At 67.3% G+C, this 19,319-nt stretch carries 19 protein-coding genes; all 19 read left to right on the top strand.

Features of this window, described 5'->3' with window-relative positions; genetic code table 11:
* The first annotated feature begins 14 nt into the window (after nt 1-14).
* The 19 genes from GHK24_RS08980 (at nt 15) to dsbD (ending at nt 19,299) form a co-directional block, all read left to right on the top strand.
* Nucleotides 15-1,508 carry a YifB family Mg chelatase-like AAA ATPase gene (locus GHK24_RS08980; protein WP_340666152.1) on the top strand — a complete coding sequence of 498 codons (1,494 nt, stop codon included), beginning with the start codon at nt 15-17 and terminating at the stop codon, nt 1,506-1,508.
* Between the two features lie 83 nt (nt 1,509-1,591).
* The gene (locus GHK24_RS08975; RefSeq protein ID WP_228384626.1) at nt 1,592-2,827 is read left to right on the top strand and encodes a multidrug effflux MFS transporter; all 1,236 of its coding nucleotides are present in this window, start codon (nt 1,592-1,594) and stop codon (nt 2,825-2,827) included.
* A gap of 162 nt (nt 2,828-2,989) precedes the next feature.
* A complete protein-coding gene (locus GHK24_RS08970; protein ID WP_153472290.1) occupies nt 2,990-3,856 on the top strand; it encodes a DMT family transporter in 867 nt (288 codons plus the stop codon).
* 85 nt (nt 3,857-3,941) lie between these two features.
* Nucleotides 3,942-4,517: a crossover junction endodeoxyribonuclease RuvC gene (ruvC, locus tag GHK24_RS08965; RefSeq protein WP_153472287.1), complete on the top strand. Its 576-nt coding sequence runs from the start codon at nt 3,942-3,944 to the stop codon at nt 4,515-4,517.
* A gap of 54 nt (nt 4,518-4,571) precedes the next feature.
* Nucleotides 4,572-5,147 carry a Holliday junction branch migration protein RuvA gene (gene ruvA / locus GHK24_RS08960; protein WP_153472285.1) on the top strand — a complete coding sequence of 192 codons (576 nt, stop codon included), beginning with the start codon at nt 4,572-4,574 and terminating at the stop codon, nt 5,145-5,147.
* A gap of 15 nt (nt 5,148-5,162) precedes the next feature.
* Entirely contained in the window at nt 5,163-6,221 is a 1,059-nt protein-coding gene (locus GHK24_RS08955; RefSeq protein ID WP_153472282.1) for an AI-2E family transporter, read from the top strand.
* Entirely contained in the window at nt 6,218-7,276 is a 1,059-nt protein-coding gene (gene ruvB, locus GHK24_RS08950) for a Holliday junction branch migration DNA helicase RuvB (RefSeq protein ID WP_153472279.1), read from the top strand. Before GHK24_RS08955 ends, ruvB begins: the two co-directional genes overlap by 4 nt.
* Before the next feature lie 339 nt (nt 7,277-7,615).
* The gene (locus GHK24_RS08945; RefSeq protein ID WP_153472276.1) at nt 7,616-9,103 is read left to right on the top strand and encodes a sensor histidine kinase; all 1,488 of its coding nucleotides are present in this window, start codon (nt 7,616-7,618) and stop codon (nt 9,101-9,103) included.
* Nucleotides 9,090-10,574: a sigma-54-dependent transcriptional regulator gene (locus tag GHK24_RS13895; RefSeq protein ID WP_340666151.1), complete on the top strand. Its 1,485-nt coding sequence runs from the start codon at nt 9,090-9,092 to the stop codon at nt 10,572-10,574. Before GHK24_RS08945 ends, GHK24_RS13895 begins: the two co-directional genes overlap by 14 nt.
* A 9-nt stretch (nt 10,575-10,583) precedes the next feature.
* Complete coding sequence (gene ybgC, locus GHK24_RS08935; RefSeq protein WP_153472273.1) at nt 10,584-11,027, top strand: tol-pal system-associated acyl-CoA thioesterase; 444 nt, start codon at nt 10,584-10,586, stop codon at nt 11,025-11,027.
* Entirely contained in the window at nt 11,024-11,701 is a 678-nt protein-coding gene (tolQ, locus tag GHK24_RS08930; RefSeq protein ID WP_153472271.1) for a protein TolQ, read from the top strand. Before ybgC ends, tolQ begins: the two co-directional genes overlap by 4 nt.
* A 15-nt stretch (nt 11,702-11,716) precedes the next feature.
* The gene (gene tolR / locus GHK24_RS08925; RefSeq protein WP_153472268.1) at nt 11,717-12,127 is read left to right on the top strand and encodes a protein TolR; all 411 of its coding nucleotides are present in this window, start codon (nt 11,717-11,719) and stop codon (nt 12,125-12,127) included.
* 60 nt (nt 12,128-12,187) lie between these two features.
* Complete coding sequence (locus GHK24_RS08920; protein WP_340666150.1) at nt 12,188-13,075, top strand: energy transducer TonB; 888 nt, start codon at nt 12,188-12,190, stop codon at nt 13,073-13,075.
* Nucleotides 13,076-13,140: 65 nt separating this feature from the next.
* Complete coding sequence (locus GHK24_RS08915; RefSeq protein WP_153472265.1) at nt 13,141-14,295, top strand: VanZ family protein; 1,155 nt, start codon at nt 13,141-13,143, stop codon at nt 14,293-14,295.
* Between the two features lie 51 nt (nt 14,296-14,346).
* Nucleotides 14,347-14,658, top strand: a complete 312-nt coding sequence (locus GHK24_RS08910; protein ID WP_153472262.1) for a ferredoxin — start codon at nt 14,347-14,349, stop codon at nt 14,656-14,658.
* Nucleotides 14,655-15,296, top strand: a complete 642-nt coding sequence (locus GHK24_RS08905) for an alpha/beta hydrolase (RefSeq protein WP_153472259.1) — start codon at nt 14,655-14,657, stop codon at nt 15,294-15,296. The genes GHK24_RS08910 and GHK24_RS08905 overlap by 4 nt, the downstream gene beginning before the upstream one ends.
* A 75-nt stretch (nt 15,297-15,371) precedes the next feature.
* Nucleotides 15,372-17,015: a methyl-accepting chemotaxis protein gene (locus tag GHK24_RS08900; RefSeq protein WP_153472256.1), complete on the top strand. Its 1,644-nt coding sequence runs from the start codon at nt 15,372-15,374 to the stop codon at nt 17,013-17,015.
* 83 nt (nt 17,016-17,098) lie between these two features.
* Complete coding sequence (gene cutA / locus GHK24_RS08895; protein ID WP_153472254.1) at nt 17,099-17,437, top strand: divalent-cation tolerance protein CutA; 339 nt, start codon at nt 17,099-17,101, stop codon at nt 17,435-17,437.
* A complete protein-coding gene (gene dsbD, locus GHK24_RS08890) occupies nt 17,437-19,299 on the top strand; it encodes a protein-disulfide reductase DsbD (protein WP_153472251.1) in 1,863 nt (620 codons plus the stop codon). Before cutA ends, dsbD begins: the two co-directional genes overlap by 1 nt.
* Nucleotides 19,300-19,319: the final 20 nt, after the last annotated feature.

Genomic DNA, 19,319 nt, shown 5'->3' with positions numbered 1-19,319 from the left:
GAACCAGCGCTACCGTGTCGCTCGCCATCGTCCATAGCCGCGGCCTCGACGGACTCTCCGCCCCGGAAGTCAGCGTCGAGGTGCATCTGGCGGGCGGACTGCCCGGCTTCACGCTGGTCGGTTTGGCGGATGCCGAAGTGCGCGAAGCCCGCGACCGCGTACGGGCCGCGCTGCAAAACTCCGGCTTCAAATTCCCCGACAAGCGCGTCACCGTCAATCTGGCGCCGGCCGATCTGCCGAAGGAATCCGGCCGCTTCGACCTCCCCATCGCGCTCGGCATCCTCGCCGCCTCCGGCCAGTTGCCCGCCAACGCGCTCGGCGACTACGAATTCGCCGGCGAACTCTCGCTCACCGGCGCGCTGCGCCCGATTCGCGGCGCACTCGCCATGACGCTGGCAGCGGATCGCCGTGGCCGACGCTTCGTCCTCCCCGCCGAGAGCGCCCGCGAAGCCGCGCTGGCAGGCGCCCCCGTATTGGCCGCCGAAACCCTTCTGGCCGTCTGCTCGCACCTCGCCGGGCAGGAAGCACTCGCGGTGCTGCACGCAGACGCCGCAACGCCACCGCCGCAGACGCTTGCCGACCTCGCCGACGTGCGCGGCCAGACGCAGGCCAAACGCGTTCTCGAAATCGCGGCAGCGGGCGGACATTCGCTGCTCCTCGCAGGCCCGCCGGGCGCCGGCAAATCGATGCTCGCTGCGCGCCTACCGGGGCTGTTGCCGCCGCTGGCGCGCGACGAAGCGCTCGAATCGGCCGCCATCCTTTCGCTCGCCGGACAGTTCCGGCCCGAAGCGTTTGGTGCGCCACCGTTACGCCAACCGCATCACTCTGCGTCGGCGGTTGCACTGGTCGGCGGAGGCAGCACGCCACGCCCCGGCGAAATTTCCCTAGCTCATTGTGGAATTTTGTTTCTCGATGAGCTTCCCGAGTTCGAGCGGCGCGTTCTTGAGGCGCTGCGCGAGCCGCTCGAAAGCGGGCGCATCCACATCTCGCGCGCGGCGCGGCAAGCCGAGTTTCCCGCCCGCTTCCAGCTCGTCGCGGCGATGAACCCTTGCCCCTGCGGCTTCGCCGGCGACCGCAGCGGACGCTGCCGATGTACGCCGGAGCAGGTCGCGCGCTATCGCGGACGCCTCTCCGGTCCGCTGCTCGACCGTATCGATCTGCAGATTGAAGTCCCCTCACTCGACGCCGCGGACCTGCAGCGCCTGCCCGACGGCGAATCTTCCGCCACCGTTCGCGCACGCGTCATCGCGGCGCGCGAACGGCAACTGGCCCGCCAAGGCAAACTCAATACCGCCCTCAGCACCGCCGAGATCGATCGCCTGTGTACCCCCGACGCAGCGGGCAGCACGCTGGCACGCCACGCCATCGACCGTCTGCGCCTCTCGGCGCGTGCCTATCACCGCATTCTGCGTGTGGCGCGGACAATTGCCGATCTCGCTGATCTGCCGTGCATCGGCGAGGATCAGGTCGGCGAAGCCGTGCAATACCGCCGCTTTGCCGGCGCATGAGCTTTCTTTCGGTGGCGCCACGCCGGCCGCCACGCTACGGCCGGCGCCCGTCGTCATAACGGCCATCGACTCCTGAGAACGCATTGACCGCATCCACCGCCTCGACGATCCACTACCACCCGGCCAACGGCAAGGCGCCGCCGCGCAGTCTGGCGCTGCTGCTGGCGGCGCTTTCTGCACTCGGCCCGTTCTCCATCGACGCTTACCTGCCGTCGTTTCACGATATTGGTGCATCGCTGGCGGCAACGCCGCTGGAGGTGCAACAAACCCTGACGGCCTATCTGCTGCCCTTCTCGCTGATGACGCTATGGCACGGCGCGATTGCCGATGCGCTCGGCCGCCGCCGCGTCATCCTCGCCGCTCTCGCCCTCTTCGCCCTCGCGTCCGCCGGCTGCATGCTGGTGACGCGCATCGAAGCACTGTGGGCGCTGCGCGCCCTGCAGGGCGTCACCGCCGGGGCGGGCATTGTCGTCAGCCGCGCCATCGTCCGCGATCTCTACGACGGCGCACAGGCGCAGCGGCTGATGTCGCGCATCACCATGATGTTTGCCCTCGCACCGGCCGTCGCACCCGTCATCGGCGGCTGGCTGGAGGCGTGGCTGGGCTGGCGCTCGATTTTCGGCTTTCTCGTCGTCATGACGGTGCTGCTCGGCGCCGTCTGCTGGCACCTCCTGCCGGAGACGCTGCCGCCCGAGCGCCGACAGTCGCTGCGCCCACGCTATCTCTGGCAAAGCTATCGCAGCGTGCTGAGCGCACCGCCTTTCCTCGCCGCCTGTTTCGCCATCTCGCTCAACTTCCTCGGTTTTTTCGTCTACGTGCTCTCGGCGCCAGTCTTTGTGATGCGCCATTTGCAGTTGCCGGAAACGGCCTTCCTCTGGCTTTTTGGCCCGGCGATGGCCGGACTGATGGGCGGCTCCTGGCTGTCGGGGCGACTCGCTGGCCGTCTGGCGCCGACCGCCACCGTCCGCCTCGCCTACGCCGTGATGAGCGTCGCCGCGCTCAGCAACCTCGTGCTCTGCCTCTCGCTGCCACCCGGCGTACCGTGGAGCGTCGCGCCGATCTTCGTCTACACCTTCGGCATGTCGCTGGCGATGCCGATCCTGACGCTGGTAGCGCTCGACCCCTATCCGGAGAAACGCGGCCTCGCCGCGTCGTGCCAGACTTTTTTGCAATCCGGCTGTAACGCCTTCGCTGCCAGCATCATCGCGCCGGCACTCTGGGGAACAACGCTGAGCCTCGCCTTCGGCATGGGCGGACTGATGCTGCTCGGCGGCGCTGCTGCCTGGCTGCACTGGCGTCTGAACCGCGCGGCGCGCTGAAGCACGCTGAAGACACGGTGCCCGGCGTCCCGCAGGCAAGGCCCGGGAGGCCGCCAGCGGAACCATCGCGTGGCATATAGTGCCCACCAGCACGCAGTGCCGCATTCGCGCCCCATTTGTGCCCTATTGCCCCCCCCCGCCCACACTCGCCGAGCGCCGCCCATGTCCGCTTTGCAGCCCCTGCTGCCTTATTTCTTTGTCGTACTGTGGAGTACCGGTTTCATTGGCGCGCGCTTTGGCCTGCCGCATGCTGAACCGCTGACCTTCCTGCTCGTGCGTTTTCTTCTGGCGATGCTGCTGCTTGGCGGCATCGCCGTGCTGGCGCGCGCGCCCTGGCCGAAGGACCTGCGCCTGATCGCCCATCTCGCCGTCGCCGGCATGCTGCTGCACGGCGTCTATCTCGGTGGCGTCTTCGCTGCCATTGGCCACGGCTTGCCCGCTGGCGTCACGGCGCTGGTCGTCGGCGTACAGCCCTTGCTCACCGCTGTCAGCGCCTTCCTGTTACGGCAAGAACGCGTCAGCGCAAGGCAATGGCTGGGGCTGGCGGCAGGCTTCATCGGCGTGACGCTGGTGCTGTCGAGCAAACTGGGCGCCAGCGCCTCCTTTGACGTGATGCTCGTGCCGGCACTGATCGCTCTCTTCGCCATAACGGCCGGCACGCTCTACCAGAAGCGCTTTTGCCCGCACTTCGATCTGCGAACCGGATCGGCGATCCAGTTCGCGGCGGCGGCGGCTCTCATGGCCATCGGCGCGGCCGCCAGCGAGAGCATGGTCATCGACTGGACGCCGGAGTTCACGTTTGCCCTCGGCTGGCTCGTCGTCGCCCTCTCGGTGGGGGCGATCAGCTTGCTCAACGTGCTGATCCGCCGAGGCAGCGCCGTCAACGTCGCCAGCCTGTTTTACCTGACGCCGCCCATCACCGCCGTCTTCGCCTGGCTGCTCTTTGACGAACGACTCAACCTCGCCGCGCTTTGCGGCATGTTACTGACAGCCGGCGGTGTCTATCTGGCCCGCCAGACAAGCCGGTAAACTGACGCTGCGGCTATGTGTCAGCATTTGCCGGCATGCGCCCCGTCTGCCATCCTCGCCCCCGGCGCCTCCTTTGATCCCATCCATGCCCACCGATACGACTTCACCGACACCTCCCGCCCGCGCCACCCCCGGCGTCGTGCGCATTCTTGGCGTCGATCCGGGGCTGCGCATTACCGGATTCGGTGTCATCGACCAGTGCGGCCAGTCGCTCACTTACGTTGCCAGCGGCTGCATCCGTAGCAACGAAAAGGAAACGCTGCCGCAACGTCTGGGAACGATCTTCAGCGGGCTGCGCGAACTCGCCGAGCACTATCAGCCGCAACAGGCGGCCGTCGAAATCGTCTTCGTCAACGTCAACTCGCAATCGACGCTGCTGCTCGGACAGGCGCGCGGCGCCGGCATTGCCGCGCTGGTCGCCGCCGGCATCGACGTTGCCGAATACACGGCCTTGCAGGTCAAACAGGCGGTCGTCGGTAACGGTCACGCCGACAAGGTGCAGGTGCAGCACATGGTTCGCCGCCTGTTGGCGCTGCCCGGCGATCCGAGCCCAGACGCCGCTGACGCACTCGCCTGTGCCATTGCCCATGCCCACGGCGGCCAGGGCCTCGGCGCCTTCGCCACGAAAGGTCTGCGCATGCGCCACGGACGACTGGCCTAGCCCCTGCGCGACATACCGCCCCCTCTCTTACTCCCCGACCCAAAAGGACACCCCATGATCGGCCGCCTCTCCGGCACCCTGCTGAGCAAGAATCCGCCACAGGTACTCATCGACATCGGCGGCATCGGCTACGAAGTCGATGTGCCGATGAGCACCTTCTACCACCTGCCGGCCACCGGCGAAAAAGCGACGCTGCTGATTCATCACGCAGTACGCGAAGATGGTCATTTCCTCTACGGCTTCGGCAGCGAAGGCGAGCGCTTCGCGTTTCGCCAACTGCTCAAGATCTCCGGCGTTGGCGCACGTACCGCGCTGTCGGTCCTCTCCGGCATGTCGGTCGACGACCTCGCCGATGCCGTGGCGCGACAGGAAAGCGGACGTCTCGTCAAAGTCCCGGGGATCGGCAAGAAGACCGCCGAACGCCTGCTCCTCGAACTCAAGGGCAAGCTCGCCGAAGCACTGCCACACGCCATCTCCATCGCCAGCGACGTCTCGCATGACATCCTCAATGCCCTGCTGGCACTCGGTTACAATGACCGCGAAGCCGCTGGCGCCGTCAAGCTGCTGCCGGCCGGTGTCGCCACCGCCGACGGCATCCGTCTCGCACTGAAACAATTGTCGCGTCTGTAGATCGCCCCCGCCCGCATGAACAACACGCCGAAGCAGTTTGCCCAGATCGCACTCGTCACGCTGCTGCTGCTGGGGTGTGCGCTGGTGCTGCGCGGCTTTGTTGCGGCCATCCTCTTCGCGGCGGTCATCTGCATCACCACCTGGCCGGTGTACGCGCGCCTGCTGGAGCGCCTCAATCAGCGCCACGCGCTGGCCTCCAGCCTGATGACACTGGCGCTCACCATTGTTTTCGTGGCGCCGCTGACGCTGCTCACGCTCAGCCTCGCCGAGGGCGTCTCGCTCGCCGTCGCGATGACGAAACCGCTGTTCGAACAGGGCTTGCCCGCGCATCCGCCGGAGATACTGCGCGCCATTCCCTTCGTCGGCAGCCACGCCGACGACTACTGGGTCCGCATCGCCAGCAGCCGCGAAGAAATCTCCCGCCTGCTGCGGCAGGCCTTCGATCCGGCGCGCGGTCTGCTCTTTCAGACCGGCGGCCTGATCGGCAATGCGCTCATCCAGCTCGGCCTGGTCGTTTTCATCGCGTTCTTCTTCTACCGTGACGGCGAAGGCATCGCTGCCATGTTGCGGATCGGCGCGCGACGACTGGGCGGCGATCTGGGCGAACACCTGCTCACTGCCTCGCGCAGCACCGTCATGGGCGTCATGGTCGGCATCGTCGGCACCGCCGCCGGACAGGCGCTGGTGGCGCTGATCGGCTTTCTCATCGCCGGCGTTCCCGGCGCGCTGCTGCTCGCCGCCGGCACCTTCTTCCTGTCGATGGTGCCTATCGGCCCGCCGCTGCTCTGGGGCGGCGCCGCCTGGTGGCTCTATGATCAAGGCGAAACGGGCTGGGCGATTTTCATGGTGCTGTGGGGCACGCTGGTGATCAGCAGCATCGACAACTTCCTCAAGCCCTTCCTCATCAGCAAGACCGCCAGTCTGCCGCTTCTGCTCATTGCTCTCGGCGTGTTCGGCGGCGCCCTGTCGTTCGGGCTGATCGGCGTATTCCTCGGACCCACCCTGCTGGCGCTCGGCTTGATGCTGGTCCAGCACTGGACCGGCGCAGACACGCCGGAAACGACACCTCGATGATCGAAACAGACGACCTTGCCCCCACCCCGGCCCAACGCCTGATTGCTCCGGAATCCAAATCGGCGCAGGAAGACGCCATCGAGCGCGCGCTGCGCCCGAAGCGACTGACCGATTACGTCGGCCAGGCCAAGATCCGCGAACAGCTGTCGATCTTCATTGAGGCGGCGACGCGCCGCCAGGATTCGCTCGACCACGTCCTGCTGTTCGGCCCGCCGGGGCTCGGTAAAACCACGCTGGCGCATATCGTTGCCGCCGAAATGGGCGTCGGCCTGCGGCAGACCTCCGGCCCGGTGCTCGAACGCGCCGGCGACCTCGCCGCGATCCTGACCAACCTCGAACCGCACGACGTGCTGTTCATCGACGAAATCCACCGTCTCTCGCCCGTGGTCGAGGAAATCCTCTACCCGGCGCTGGAAGACTTCCAGATCGACATCATGATCGGCGAAGGGCCGGCGGCGCGCTCGGTGAAGCTCGACCTGCCGCCGTTCACGCTGGTCGGCGCAACGACGCGCGCCGGCATGCTGACCAACCCGCTGCGCGACCGCTTCGGCATCGTCGCCCGCCTCGAGTTTTACAACGCCGACGAACTGACGCAGATCGTCACGCGCTCGGCACAGCTGCTCAACGTGCCGATTGAAGCGCACGGCTCGCTGGAAATCGCCCGTCGCTCGCGCGGCACGCCCCGCATCGCCAATCGCCTGCTGCGCCGGGTGCGCGACTTCGCCGAAGTCCGCGCCGATGGCCGCATCACCCGCGACGTCGCCGATCAGGCGCTGTCGATGCTCGACGTCGACCACGGCGGACTCGACCTGATGGACCGCAAGCTGCTCTCGGCCGTTATCGACAAGTTCGGCGGTGGCCCGGTGGGCGTCGACAACCTCGCCGCCGCCATTGGCGAAGCGCGCGACACCATCGAAGACGTGCTCGAGCCCTACCTCATCCAGCAAGGCTACCTGCAACGCACGCCGCGCGGCCGCGTCGCCACCGCCGCGATCTACCACCATCTTGGCCTGCCGGCCCCCGCCGACACGCGCGCGCTGGAGCGCGACGCCTGAACGCCTCCTCACGCCGACCGGTGCGCCCCGCCGTGCCGACGGCGGAATCGGCAACAGAATCGGCAACAGAATCGTCGACAAAATCGCAGACAAAAAAAAGGCCCGACAATCGTCGAGCCCGAATCTCCTGGTTGTCCGCACCGAGAAGAATGTCAGTGCGCACTGCAACACAATTAGCACGAGTCGTGCCAACCAACGAAATTCGCCGCACATCGTCTTATAAACAAGGCGTTGCGCAACATTCGCGCGCCACCAGGGAAAATCCTCATCCCGTGCGAGCGTTGCCGCACACAACGATCCGTCGTTGCGAAGTGCAACCCACTGTTGAATAATTCAACAATGAAACGCTTCCAGTCCCTGCACGCCAAAATCCTCTTCGGCTTTGGCATCCCTGGCCTGCTCTTTGTCGGCCTGGCGCTCTCAGCGCTGCTGCACTTTCGCGGGCTGGAAGACCAGATCGCCGACCAGCAGCGCGTAACGGCGGTTCACGATTCGATCCGCTACGCGCGGCGCATGGAAAAGAACTTCCTGCTCTACCGCAAGAAGGCCGATCTCGCCGAAGCCATCGACCGTGCCGACCGCGCCGCCGCATTGTTTGCCGAACTGCCGCCGATCCCGCTCGCCGGACGCGCGCAGCCGCAGGAGGGCGAACTGCTGCGCCAGTACCGGCAACTGCTCGCTGAACTCGACGCCGCCAACCGGCGCGCCCGCCCGTCGCCGGAAACCGTCGAGGCGCTCGCCGATGTCGGAAGCGACTTGCTCAGTGTCGGCGAACAACTCGACGCGCTGGCGCGCCAACGCCTCGACGACGCCATTGCCGCCCACCACCGCGACCTCCTGCGCGCCATCGCCGTCGCCATCGTCCTCGCCCTCGTCTCGGGCGCCGCCGTAGCGCGCAGCGTCGCCCGCCCGTTGCGCCGTGTCGAAGAGCGACTGGAACGTATCGCAGCCGGCGAAGGCGGGCGCATCGATCTGATCTCCGAAGACCGCGAAGTCGCCTCGCTGACCGACGCCATCAACCGTGCCCTCGGCGAACTCGAAAAACGCGAGAAGGCCGTTGCCCGCTCGTCCCGCCTCGTCGCCCTCGGCGGCATGCTGTCGGGGGTCGCCCACGAGCTCAACAACCCGCTCTCGAACATCTCCACCTCCTGCCAGATCCTGCTCGAAGAAATCGAGGAAACCGACCCTGACGCCGCCCGCCGTCTGCTCAACCAGATCGACGAGCAGGCGCTGCGCGCGCAACGCATCGTCGGCGACCTGCTCGATTTCGCCCGTGACCGCCGCTTTGCCCGTCGCCCGGAACCGCTACGCACGCTGATCGGCGACACGCTGCCGCTGCTCTACAACCAGCTGGGCCGGCAGCCGCGCATCGATGTCGACGTCGACGCAGCGCTGATCGTCGAAGTCGACCGGCAGCGCTTTCAGCAAGTCCTGCTCAATCTGCTGAAGAATGCCGCCGAAGCCATCGCGCCGGGCGGCCGCATCCGTCTGGGCGCCCGCGTCGAGGCGGCCGAAGCCGATGCGCGACCGGGCACACTGATCACCATCGAAGACGACGGGCAGGGCATCGCCACCGAAGATCTGCCGCGCGTCTTCGACCCCTTCTTCTCGACCAAACCGGTCGGCAAGGGCGTCGGCCTTGGCCTTTTCGTCGTGCACGAAATCGTCGCACGACACGGCGGCACCATCAGCGTCGACAGCACCCAGGGACGCGGCTGCCGCTTCAGCATCTTCATCCCCGACACCGCCAGCGTGAACGGTAACGACGCCTCCCCCCTCACCCCGAGCGAACGCCGCCTGCCGGAGACATCCAGTGGCCAGTCCTGACGAAACACCGCGCGTTCTCGTCGTCGACGACGAAGAAATCGCCCGCCACAACCTCGCCCACGTCCTCGCCCGCGAAGGCTTCATCGCCGACTGCGCCGACTGCGGCGAAGCCGCGCTCGAACAATTGGCGCTGGCACGCTACGACCTCGTCCTCACCGACCTGCGCATGCCCGGCGTCGACGGCATGGCGCTATTGCGCGAAACGCGGCGGCGCAGCCCGCACACGGAAGTCATCGTCATCACCGCCCACGCCAATGCCGGCTCGGCGGTCGAAGCAATGAGGAGCGGCGCCTTCTACTACATCGAGAAACCCTTCCGCTTGCCGGAAGTGCGCAAGGTCGTGCGCGAAGCCGCCGAAAAAGTCCGCCTCAAGCGCGAGAACGCGACGCTCAAGGCCGCCCTGGACGACGCCGCTGGCCGGCCGCAGATTCTCACCAACGCCCCCGCCATGCGCCAACTGCTGACGGTCGCCGCCGGCGTCGCGCCCACCGACTGCAACGTCCTCATCGTCGGCGCCACCGGCGCCGGCAAGGAAGTGCTGGCACGCTACGTCCATCAGCACAGCCGGCGCGCCACCGGCCCGTTCGTAGCTATCAACTGCGGCGCGCTCTCCGAAGAACTCCTTGCCAACGAACTCTTCGGTCACGAGCGCGGCGCCTTCACCGGCGCCGCCGGCGTCAAACCCGGCCTGATCGAAGCCGCTGCCGGCGGCACCCTGTTCCTTGACGAGGTGACGGAGATGACGCCAGCGATGCAGGTCAAGCTGCTGCGCGTCTTGCAGGAACGCGAGTTCTACCGCCTCGGCGGCACCCAGCCGATCGCCGCCAGCGTGCGCTTTCTCGCCGCCACCAACCGCGACCCGGCGAAACGTGTCGCCGAAGGGCGCTTCCGTCAGGATCTGTATTTCCGCCTCAACGTCGTCACCCTCGCGCTACCGCCGCTAGCCGAGCGGCGCGGTGACATCCCGCTGCTGGCGCTGCACTTTCTCAGCAACTTCGCCCAGCGCATGGGCAAAGCGGTCGCCGAGATCGCCCCGGAGACCTTCGAGCGACTGCTGGCGCACGACTACCCCGGCAACATCCGCGAGCTGGAAAACCTGATCGAACGCGGCGTCGCGCTTGCTCCCGGCGCCTCGCTGACGCCCGACCTGCTGCCCCCCGGCATCGGCTGCCGCACGCCCGCCGAGAAGTACACCGAGACGCCCACGGAGACGCACGGCGCGCCACGGATCGCCGCCACACCCGCTGCCGACGACGGGGAGGGCAGGGCTGCGAGCGAACCCACCCGCATCGCGCCGCTGGCCGAAGTCGAACGCCGGCACATCCTCGACGCCCTCGAACACGCCGGCGGCAACCGGGCGCTGGCGGCCCGCCTGCTCGGCATTGACCGCGTCTCGCTCTGGCGCAAACTGCGTCGTTTCGAGGAAGACGCGAATGGCGCCGAGAGCGCCGACGACACCCCCTTGGAGTAGAATCCGCCCATGAAACACGAACAAAAGCCCAACGCGTTCACCTTTCCTGTTCGTATTTACTACGAGGACACCGATGCCGGCGGCGTCGTGTACTACGCCAATTACCTCAAGTTTTTCGAGCGTTGCCGCACCGAATGGCTGCGCGCCATCGGCCACGAACAAGGCGACTTGCTGCGCGATCCGGGCATCGCGTTCGTCGTGCGTTCGGTGAACGTGGACTACCTCAAGCCCGCCCGCCTCGACGACGCGCTCGTCATCGGCCTCGAAGTCGAAAAGGTCGGACGCGCCCAGATCGTCTTTCGCCAACATGCCCGTCGCGCCAACCCCACGGCGCCGGAGCAATGGGAAGAACTCGCGACCGCCGTCGTACAGATCGTCTGCGTCAATCTCGCGCAGATGAAGTCGACGCCGATTCCCGCCGTATTGCGCGGCAAACTGGAAATGCTGCAATGAACGTTACGCAAGACCTCTCGATTTTCAGCCTGATCCTCAACGCCAGTGCCGTCGTTCAGGTCGTGATGCTGCTGCTCGGCGGCGTCTCCTTCATGTCCTGGTACTACATCTTCCGCAAGTGGTTTGCCGTGAAGACGGCGCGCCAGCAAAGCGAGTCCTTCGAACGCGACTTCTGGAGCGGTGGCGACCTCAACGCGCTCTACCAGAGCGCCGTCAGCAACCGCCACGACAGCGGCGCGCTCGAACGCATCTTCGAGGCGGGCTTCCGCGAATTCACCAAACTGAAAAGCCAGAAGAACCTCGACCCGAAAGACGTCATCGACGGCTCGCGCCGCGCCATGCGCGCCACCTTCCAGCGCGAGATCGACGCCATCGACGCCCACCTCTCCTTCCTCGCCTCGGTCGGTTCGGTCAGCCCCTACGTCGGCCTCTTCGGCACGGTGTGGGGGATCATGCATGCTTTCCGCGGCTTGTCGAACGTCGGGCAGGCGACGCTCGCCTCGGTCGCCCCGGGCATCGCCGAAGCGCTGGTCGCCACCGCCATCGGCCTCTTTGCGGCGATTCCGGCGGTGCTCGCCTACAACCGCTTCGCGCACGACATCGACCGCCTGTCGTCGCGCTTCGAGTCGTTCATGGAAGAGTTCTCGAACATCCTGCAACGCCAGTTGCGCTGAGGACCGGAGCCGAGCATGCGTCCGCGCCGCCTGAAAAACGAGATCAACGTCGTCCCCTACATCGACGTCATGCTCGTCCTGCTGGTGATCTTCATGGTCACCGCGCCAATGATGACCACCGCCAGCATCGACCTGCCCTCGGTCGGCCAGGCGGCACAGCCTCCGGCACAGCCTCTCGAAATCACCATCCGCGCCGATGGTTCGCTGAGCCTGCGCGACCGCGCCAGCGGCACCGCCGATCGCACGCTGGCGCGCGACGAACTCGCCGCCGCCGTTCTCGATGCACAATCGACGCGGCCGGATCAGCCGGTACTCATCGCCGGCGACAAGAGCGTCAAATACGAAGCGGTGCTCGGCGTCATGGACGAACTGCAGCGGCGCGAGGTCAAGCGCATCGGCCTGCTCGTCCAGCCGACCGGCAAATGATGGCGCAGCCCGCGACCGCTTGCGCACAGAATCACGCTCCGACCCACGCATCGACCCACTGTGACCGCCGATAATTTCACCGATCCCCACCTCGACGCGGAACGCCGCGAACCGGGCAAGGGCAAATCGCTGGTGCTCGCCATCGCCGTGCATCTTGCGCTTATCGGCGCGCTCGTCCTCGGCATGCACTGGAAAAGCCAGCCGCCCGCCGCCGTCGAGGTGGAAGTCTGGCGCAGCGCCTCGCCCCCGCCGCCAGTGACGCCGCCCGTCGAGCCCAAACCCACCCCGACGCCCGAACCGCCGAAGCCGGAGGTCAAGCCGGAACCCCGCGTCGAGCAAAAGCCCGTCGCCAAGCCGGATATCGCGATCAAGGAAGAGAAGAAAGCGAAGCCCGAGGAAAAGACGCCACCCAAGGTCGAGCCCAAACCGGAACCGAAGAAAGAAGAAAAGAAGAAGCCGGAACCAAAGCAGGAAGAGGCAAAAAAACCGGAGCCGCCGAAGGTCGAGCCGAAACCGGCCCCACGCCCCGACCCCTTCGCCGACGAACTCGCCCGCGAAACCAAGGCACTGAGCAAGCAACAGGACAACCAGCGCCAGCGTGACCGCGCCGACGCCGAGGCGCGCCAGATGGCGCAACTGAACGCCGAACAGTCCTCCGCTTCGCGCTCGCGCGGCCTCGCCGACTACGCGGCCAAGGTACGCACCAAGATTCGCAACAACATCGTCCTGCCACCGGCGATTGCCGGCAATCCGGAAGCGGTGTTCGAAGTCACGCAACTGCCCTCCGGCGACATCATCTCGGTGCGCCTGCGCAGCTCCAGTGGCAATCCGGCGCTCGACGCCGCCATCGAGCGCGCCATCCTCAAGTCCTCGCCGCTGCCGAAGCCTGCCGCCGCCGAACTGTTCGAGCGCGTGCTGCGCATTCCCTACCGGCCGCACGAAGAGTAGAGCACCGCATCGCCCGCCGCCGCGTTCGGGGACGGGCGACGTGGGCTGGTAGAATGGGCCACGCCATGAGTCCCCGCCCCGCACGTTCCAGCCCCGGCGCCACGCGCAGCGCCCGCCCGCGCCGCCCGTCCGCCAGCCGCTCCGGCCAGCATTCAGGCCAGCACTCGGCGTGGGCGCGCAGTGGCGCCTTGCCGCGCTATCTGGCGCTGGCCTACCTGCTGCTGATCGTCTACGCCAGCCTCCATCCCTTCACCGACTGGCGCGATCTCGGGCTCTCGCCCTTTGCCTTCCTCGACGGCGGCTGGCCGCGCTACTGGACCGGCTTCGATCTTGCCATCAACGTCCTCGCCTATCTGCCGCTCGGTTTTCTCCTGACGCTCGCCTGGCGGCGCCGTTGCGGGCTATGGCTGGCGGCGCTGCTGGCCACGCTGGCCGGCGCTGCGCTGAGCTTCGCACTGGAAAGCACGCAGAGCTGGCTGCCGGCACGTGTGCCATCGAATCTCGACCTCGCGTGCAACAGCGCGGGAGCGGCCCTGGGCGCGCTGAGCGCGCTGATCATTGGTGAGCACATCGCCCGCCGGGCAGCCGCCTGGCGCCACCTCCTCGACGAAGGCGCGCATGCCGAACTCGGCGTCGTCCTGCTCGGCGTCTGGCTGATCACGCAACTGTCGCCGGAAAACCAGCTGTTCGGCACCGGCGACCTGCGCCCGCTGCTGCCGTTGACGCCTGCCGTCGCCTACGCTGCGCACTCGTATTTCCTCATCGAAGCGGCCATCACGGCCCTGTATCTGCTGGCGATCGGCCTGTTTGCGCGCAGCCTGCTGGCGCCACGGGCCGCACCAGCGCCGCTGATCGTCGGCTTCGTCGTCCTCGCCCTGCTGGTACGCACACTGGCCGCCGGCGTGCTGGCACCACCGCAGGACGCGCTGGCCTGGCTTACGCCGGGCGCCGCACTCGGTCTGGCAGCGGGCGGCGCGGCGCTGGCGCTGGCGCTCCTGCTGCCGGGATGGCTGCGTCTGGCACTCGGCATCCTCGCCCTGCTCGGCGGCGCCACGCTGATCAACCTGTCCCCCGCCAATCCCTACTCGACCGAGGCGCTGGCGACCTGGCGACAAGGGCACTTCCTCAATTTCAACGGCCTGACGCGCGTCGCCGCGAGCCTCTGGCCGTATGTCGCGCTCCCCTATCTCGTCCTCACCGCCGGCCGGCGGGCGCGCTGATTTCGGCGATAATTGGCAGGCTTCGTGTCACTTTTCTTTCAGGTTTTCGCCATGAGTTACTTCAAGCATCACGTTTTCTTCTGCTGCAACCAGCGCGACGGCGGACAGGATTGCTGCAACGCCATGGGCGCGAGTACCGCCTTCGCGTGGACCAAGGAACGCATCGCCAGCCTCGGCCGTTCCGGCGCTGGCGCCATTCGTGTCAGCAAGGCGGGCTGTCTTGGCCGCTGCGACATTGGCCCGACGCTCGTCGTCTATCCCGAGGCGGTCTGGTACACCTACGTCGATCAGGAAGACCTCGAAGAAATCATCCAGGAACACCTGATCGGCGGACGCCCGGTCGAACGCCTGCGCCGCGAATGAACGCACGCGCGGAAACCGTCCTGATCGCCGGCGCAACCGGCGCGATCGAGACCATCGTCGAGCTTCCCGAAGCCGCGCCGCGCGGCATCACGCTGGTGTGCCATCCGCACCCGCTGTTTGGCGGCGCCAACAGCAACAAGGTGACGCACACGCTGGCGCGGGCGGCCCTGAAGCTTGGCGACATCGCCCTGCGCCCGAATTTCCGCGGCGTCGGCGACAGTGCCGGCACACACGCCGACGGCGCGGGTGAGACGGACGACATGCTGACGGTTCTCGCCTGGGCGCGGCAGCGCTGGGGCGATCTGCCGGTGTCGCTGGCGGGTTTCTCCTTCGGCGCCTACGTGCAGACCCGCGTGGCGCAGGCGCTCGCCGAAGCCGGCCATCCCGCGCGGCGCATGGCGCTGGTCGGCACGGCCGCCGGCTACGTCGAAGGCGCCCGCCATTACGAAACCGCTGCTGTGCCGGCGACGACGCTGATCATCCACGGCGCCCGCGACGAAACGGTGCCGCTCGCCAACGTTCTCGCCTGGGCCGAGCCCCTCGATCTGCCGGTCGTCGTCATCCCCGGCGCCGACCACTTCTTTCACCGCCGCCTGCCGCTCATCCGCGATCTGCTGATGCGCGCCTGGCGTGATTGAGGCACCCCGTCGCGGCGCACCTTGCGGCCACGGCACTGATTCAGATATTCAGACGCATCTGTAACGGAGTAGGTCTTGAAGAAGAATTTGCCGGTCACGCAGCATGAATTGCCCTTCCCCAAGGGCCACTACATCGTTTCAAAAACCGATCTCAAAGGCGCCATCACCTACGCCAATGACGCCTTCGTCGAGTTGAGCGGATTTACCCGCGACGAACTGATCGGCAAGAACCACAATGTCGTGCGCCACCCCGATATGCCGCCGGCGGCCTTCGCCGACCTCTGGGGCACGGTCAAGGACGGTCGCCCCTGGCGCGGCATCGTCAAGAACCGCTGCAAAAACGGCGATTTCTACTGGGTCGACGCGCTCGTCGTGCCGGTACGCAACAACAACCAGACCACCGGCTTCATGTCGGTACGCACCGAGCCGACGCGTCAGCAGATCGCCGACGCCGAAGCGCTCTACCGGCGATTGAACGCCGGCAGTGTCAAGCCGGCCCGCGCGGCTCGCTTCGCCCACGCCAGCCTGCGCACACGCTTTGCCACGCTGACGCTGCTCATGCTCGCCGCCATCGTCGCCAGCGCCGGCGTCGCGCTGGGTGGCCCTGCCATTGTCCAGGCCACGGGCTGGCCGCTGGCGGCGATCGACACCGCCATCGCCGTACTGGCGGCGCTCGGCGTGGCCGCCGGCGGCGCGCTCTATGCCACGCAACGCAGCGCGCTGGCGACCTTGCGGCGGATCACCGAACGTCTCGACCACATCACGCAGGGCAACCTGACCGACAGCATTCCCTTCCAGCGCCGTGACGAACTCGGACGGCTCAACCACGGCCTGCTGATCATGCAGACGCACCTCAAGGTGATGCTGGCCGAGATCGGCGAAGTCGCCGGCACCGTCGGCGACGGCGCGCATCAGGTCAACGACAAGATGCTGAGCGTGCATCAGCAATCGGAGCGCCAGGCCGGAGCCGTCTCCGAAATCGCCAGCGCCATGAGTCAGGTGAGCAGCACGGTGCGTGACGTTGCCGAATCGGCCAAGGGCACCGCCGAGGCGGTCGTCGCCGCGCGCAGCGAGCTGGATGTCGTGTCGACGCAGATGCACGCCAACCGCGAGGCCTCGCGCCAGGTCGTCGAATCGGTCAGCACCGCCAGCGCGACGATGCACAATCTGTCGCAGTCGATCCAGCAGATCGCCACCATCACGCACGCCATTCGCGAAATCGCCGACCAAACCAATCTGCTAGCGCTCAACGCCGCTATCGAAGCGGCGCGTGCCGGCGAATCCGGGCGCGGTTTCGCCGTCGTCGCCGACGAAGTGCGCAAGCTCGCCGAACGGGTCAGCCGGCAAACGGAAGAGATCGCCTCGACGGTCAGTACCGTCCAGCGCGACGCCGACGAAGCGCTCGGCAGCATGCAGGCCGCTGGCGCGAACGTCACCCGCACCGACGGCGAGATGGACCGCACCGAGGAGGGGCTACTGCACGCCGCCCGCCAGACCGGCCAGATCAACGACATGGCGCGCCACATCGCCGACGCCTCGGCGCAGCAGTCGCAAGCCAGCGACGGTATTTCGCGCAGCATCGGCGACATTGCCGCCGCCGTGGAAGCCAGCGTCGGCATCATCGCGCAAACGCAGGAACAGACGGCCCGCCTGCAAGCCAAGGCCGAGCAACTGCGCGCCCTGATGCAGAACTTCCGCTATATCGGCGACGCCCATTAAGGCACACCGAGGCCCGCCGCCGGCGCCGCCACGGACGGCAGATGCCGCCGAAGAGGAGGCCGGGAGCAGGGTAGAATCGCCGCATGTCCGCCATACTCGTCTTCACGACACTGCCCGACCGCGCCAGCGCCGAAGCGCTGGCCAGTCACCTCGTCGCCGCGCGCCTCGCGGCCTGCGTCAGCATTCAGGCGCCGTGCACCTCGATCTACCAGTGGCAGGGCGCCGTCGAGCGCGGCGAGGAAACACCGCTCATCATCAAGACGAGCAACGAGCGCTACGACGCTCTGGCGGCGGCAATCATTGAGCGCCATCCGTACGCCGTTCCTGAGCTGATCGCCGTGCCCATCAGCGCCGGCCATCCGCCCTATCTTGACTGGATCGCCAGCGAAACGCGCGACGACGCGTCACCGGAGGAAAGCTGATGGCCGCCTTCCTGCGCCGTCTGAAGGCGGGCTGGCGCCAGCTGCGGCGAGCGCTGGCGCCATTGTCACTACTGGCACTGCTGGCCTTGCCAACGGCCGGCAGTACGCAGGAGTTCCTCGACCCGGCCGTTGCCTTCAAGGCGAGCGCACGCGCTCTCGACGGCAGCACGGTCGAAATCCATTTCACAATCGCGCGTGGCTACTACCTCTACCGCGACAAACTGCGTTTCGCCACGCCGCCCGACAGCGGCCTTTCGTTCGGCGCGCCACGTCTGCCGCCGGGCAAGGAAAAGGTCGACGACACCTTCGGCCGCGTCGTCGTGTACTTCAATGACGCGACGATCCGCCTGCCGGTCAGCCGCGAGGCTGGCACCGACGCCAGCGCGTCGACACCGCTGAGTCTGACCGTCACCTCGCAAGGCTGCGCCGAGGCCGGCATCTGCTATCCCCCGCAACAGCAAACCCTCACGCTGCAACTGCCGCCCCCCGCCGCGACGGACGGTGCGGCACTCGCCGACGACAGCCCCCGCGTCGACGGTAGCGATGAATCCGGGCGGATCGCCCGACTCCTCAAGGACGCCTCGTTTTTCGGCGTACTCGCCAGCTTCTTCGGCTTTGGCCTCCTCCTGTCGCTGACGCCCTGCATGCTGCCGATGCTGCCGATTCTTTCCGGCATCATCGTCGGCAGTCGCGGCGCGCAGGATCAGACGCAGACTCCAGGTCGAGGGCGAGCACTGGCGCTGTCGCTCGCCTACGTTTTTGGCATGGCGCTGACCTACGCCGTCGCTGGTGTCGCCGCCGGGCTCACCGGCACTTTGCTCTCATCGGCCCTGCAAACCCCGTGGGCCTTGGGCGGATTCGCGCTGGTGTTTGTCGTTCTCGCCGGTGCCATGTTCGGCTTCTATGAGCTGCAACTGCCGAGCGCCCTGCAAAGCCGCGCTTCGGCGAGCGCCGACCGCGTGCGCGGCGGCTCGTTACCCGGCGTCGCGCTGATGGGCGCGCTCTCTGCTGTCATCGTCGGCCCCTGCGTCGCCGCGCCATTGGCTGGCGCGCTGCTCTACATCGGCCAGACCGGCGATGCCGCGCTCGGCGGTGCCGCGCTCTTTGCCATGGCCCTCGGCATGGGCGTGCCGCTTCTCGTCGTCGGCGCCTCGGCCGGCGCCCTGCTGCCGAAAGCCGGCCCGTGGATGCAGTTGGTCAACAAGGCCTTCGGCATCATCCTGCTGGCGGTTGCAGCGTGGCTGGTGTCACCGCTGCTGCCCGCTGCCGCCTTGCTCGCCGCCTGGGGGATCTTGCTGATCGTGCCGGCGGTGTATCTGCACGCACTCGACCCGCTGCCGCCGCACGCCAAAGGCGGACGCCGGCTGGCCAAGGGACTGGCGCTGGTAGCGCTGCTATACGGCGTGGCGCTGCTGGTCGGCGCATGGTCCGGCGCCCGCGATCCCCTGCAACCGCTGGCCGGACTGCGCGGCGAAAGCGCCTCGGCGACGCTGCCCTTCGTGCGCGTCGCTTCCGTCAGCGAACTCGACGCGCAGATTGCCGACGCTGCGGCGCACGGCCGGCCGGTGATGCTCGATTTCTATGCCGACTGGTGCGTCGTCTGCAAGGAAATGGAACGCGATACCTTCGCCGACGCCCGCATCCGTGCCCGCCTCGCCGGCTGGACGCTGCTCCAGGCCGATGTCACCGCCAACAACACGGACGACAAGGCGCTCTTGCAGCGCTTTCACCTCTACGGCCCGCCGGGGACGATCTTCTTCAACACCGCGGGTCAGGAGATCGCCGGCGGCCGCGTCGTCGGCTATCAGGACGCGCCGACCTTCCTGAGGACGCTCGACCGCGTCGGGCCGGCACCGCGCTAACGCGCGGCCCGGCGCCGAGG

It is taken from the genome of Rhodocyclus gracilis (assembly GCF_009617575.1).
Lineage (GTDB): Bacteria > Pseudomonadota > Gammaproteobacteria > Burkholderiales > Rhodocyclaceae > Rhodocyclus > Rhodocyclus gracilis.
Note: the sequence above shows the minus strand (reverse complement) of the source record. Positions and strands in the feature narration are given on the sequence as shown.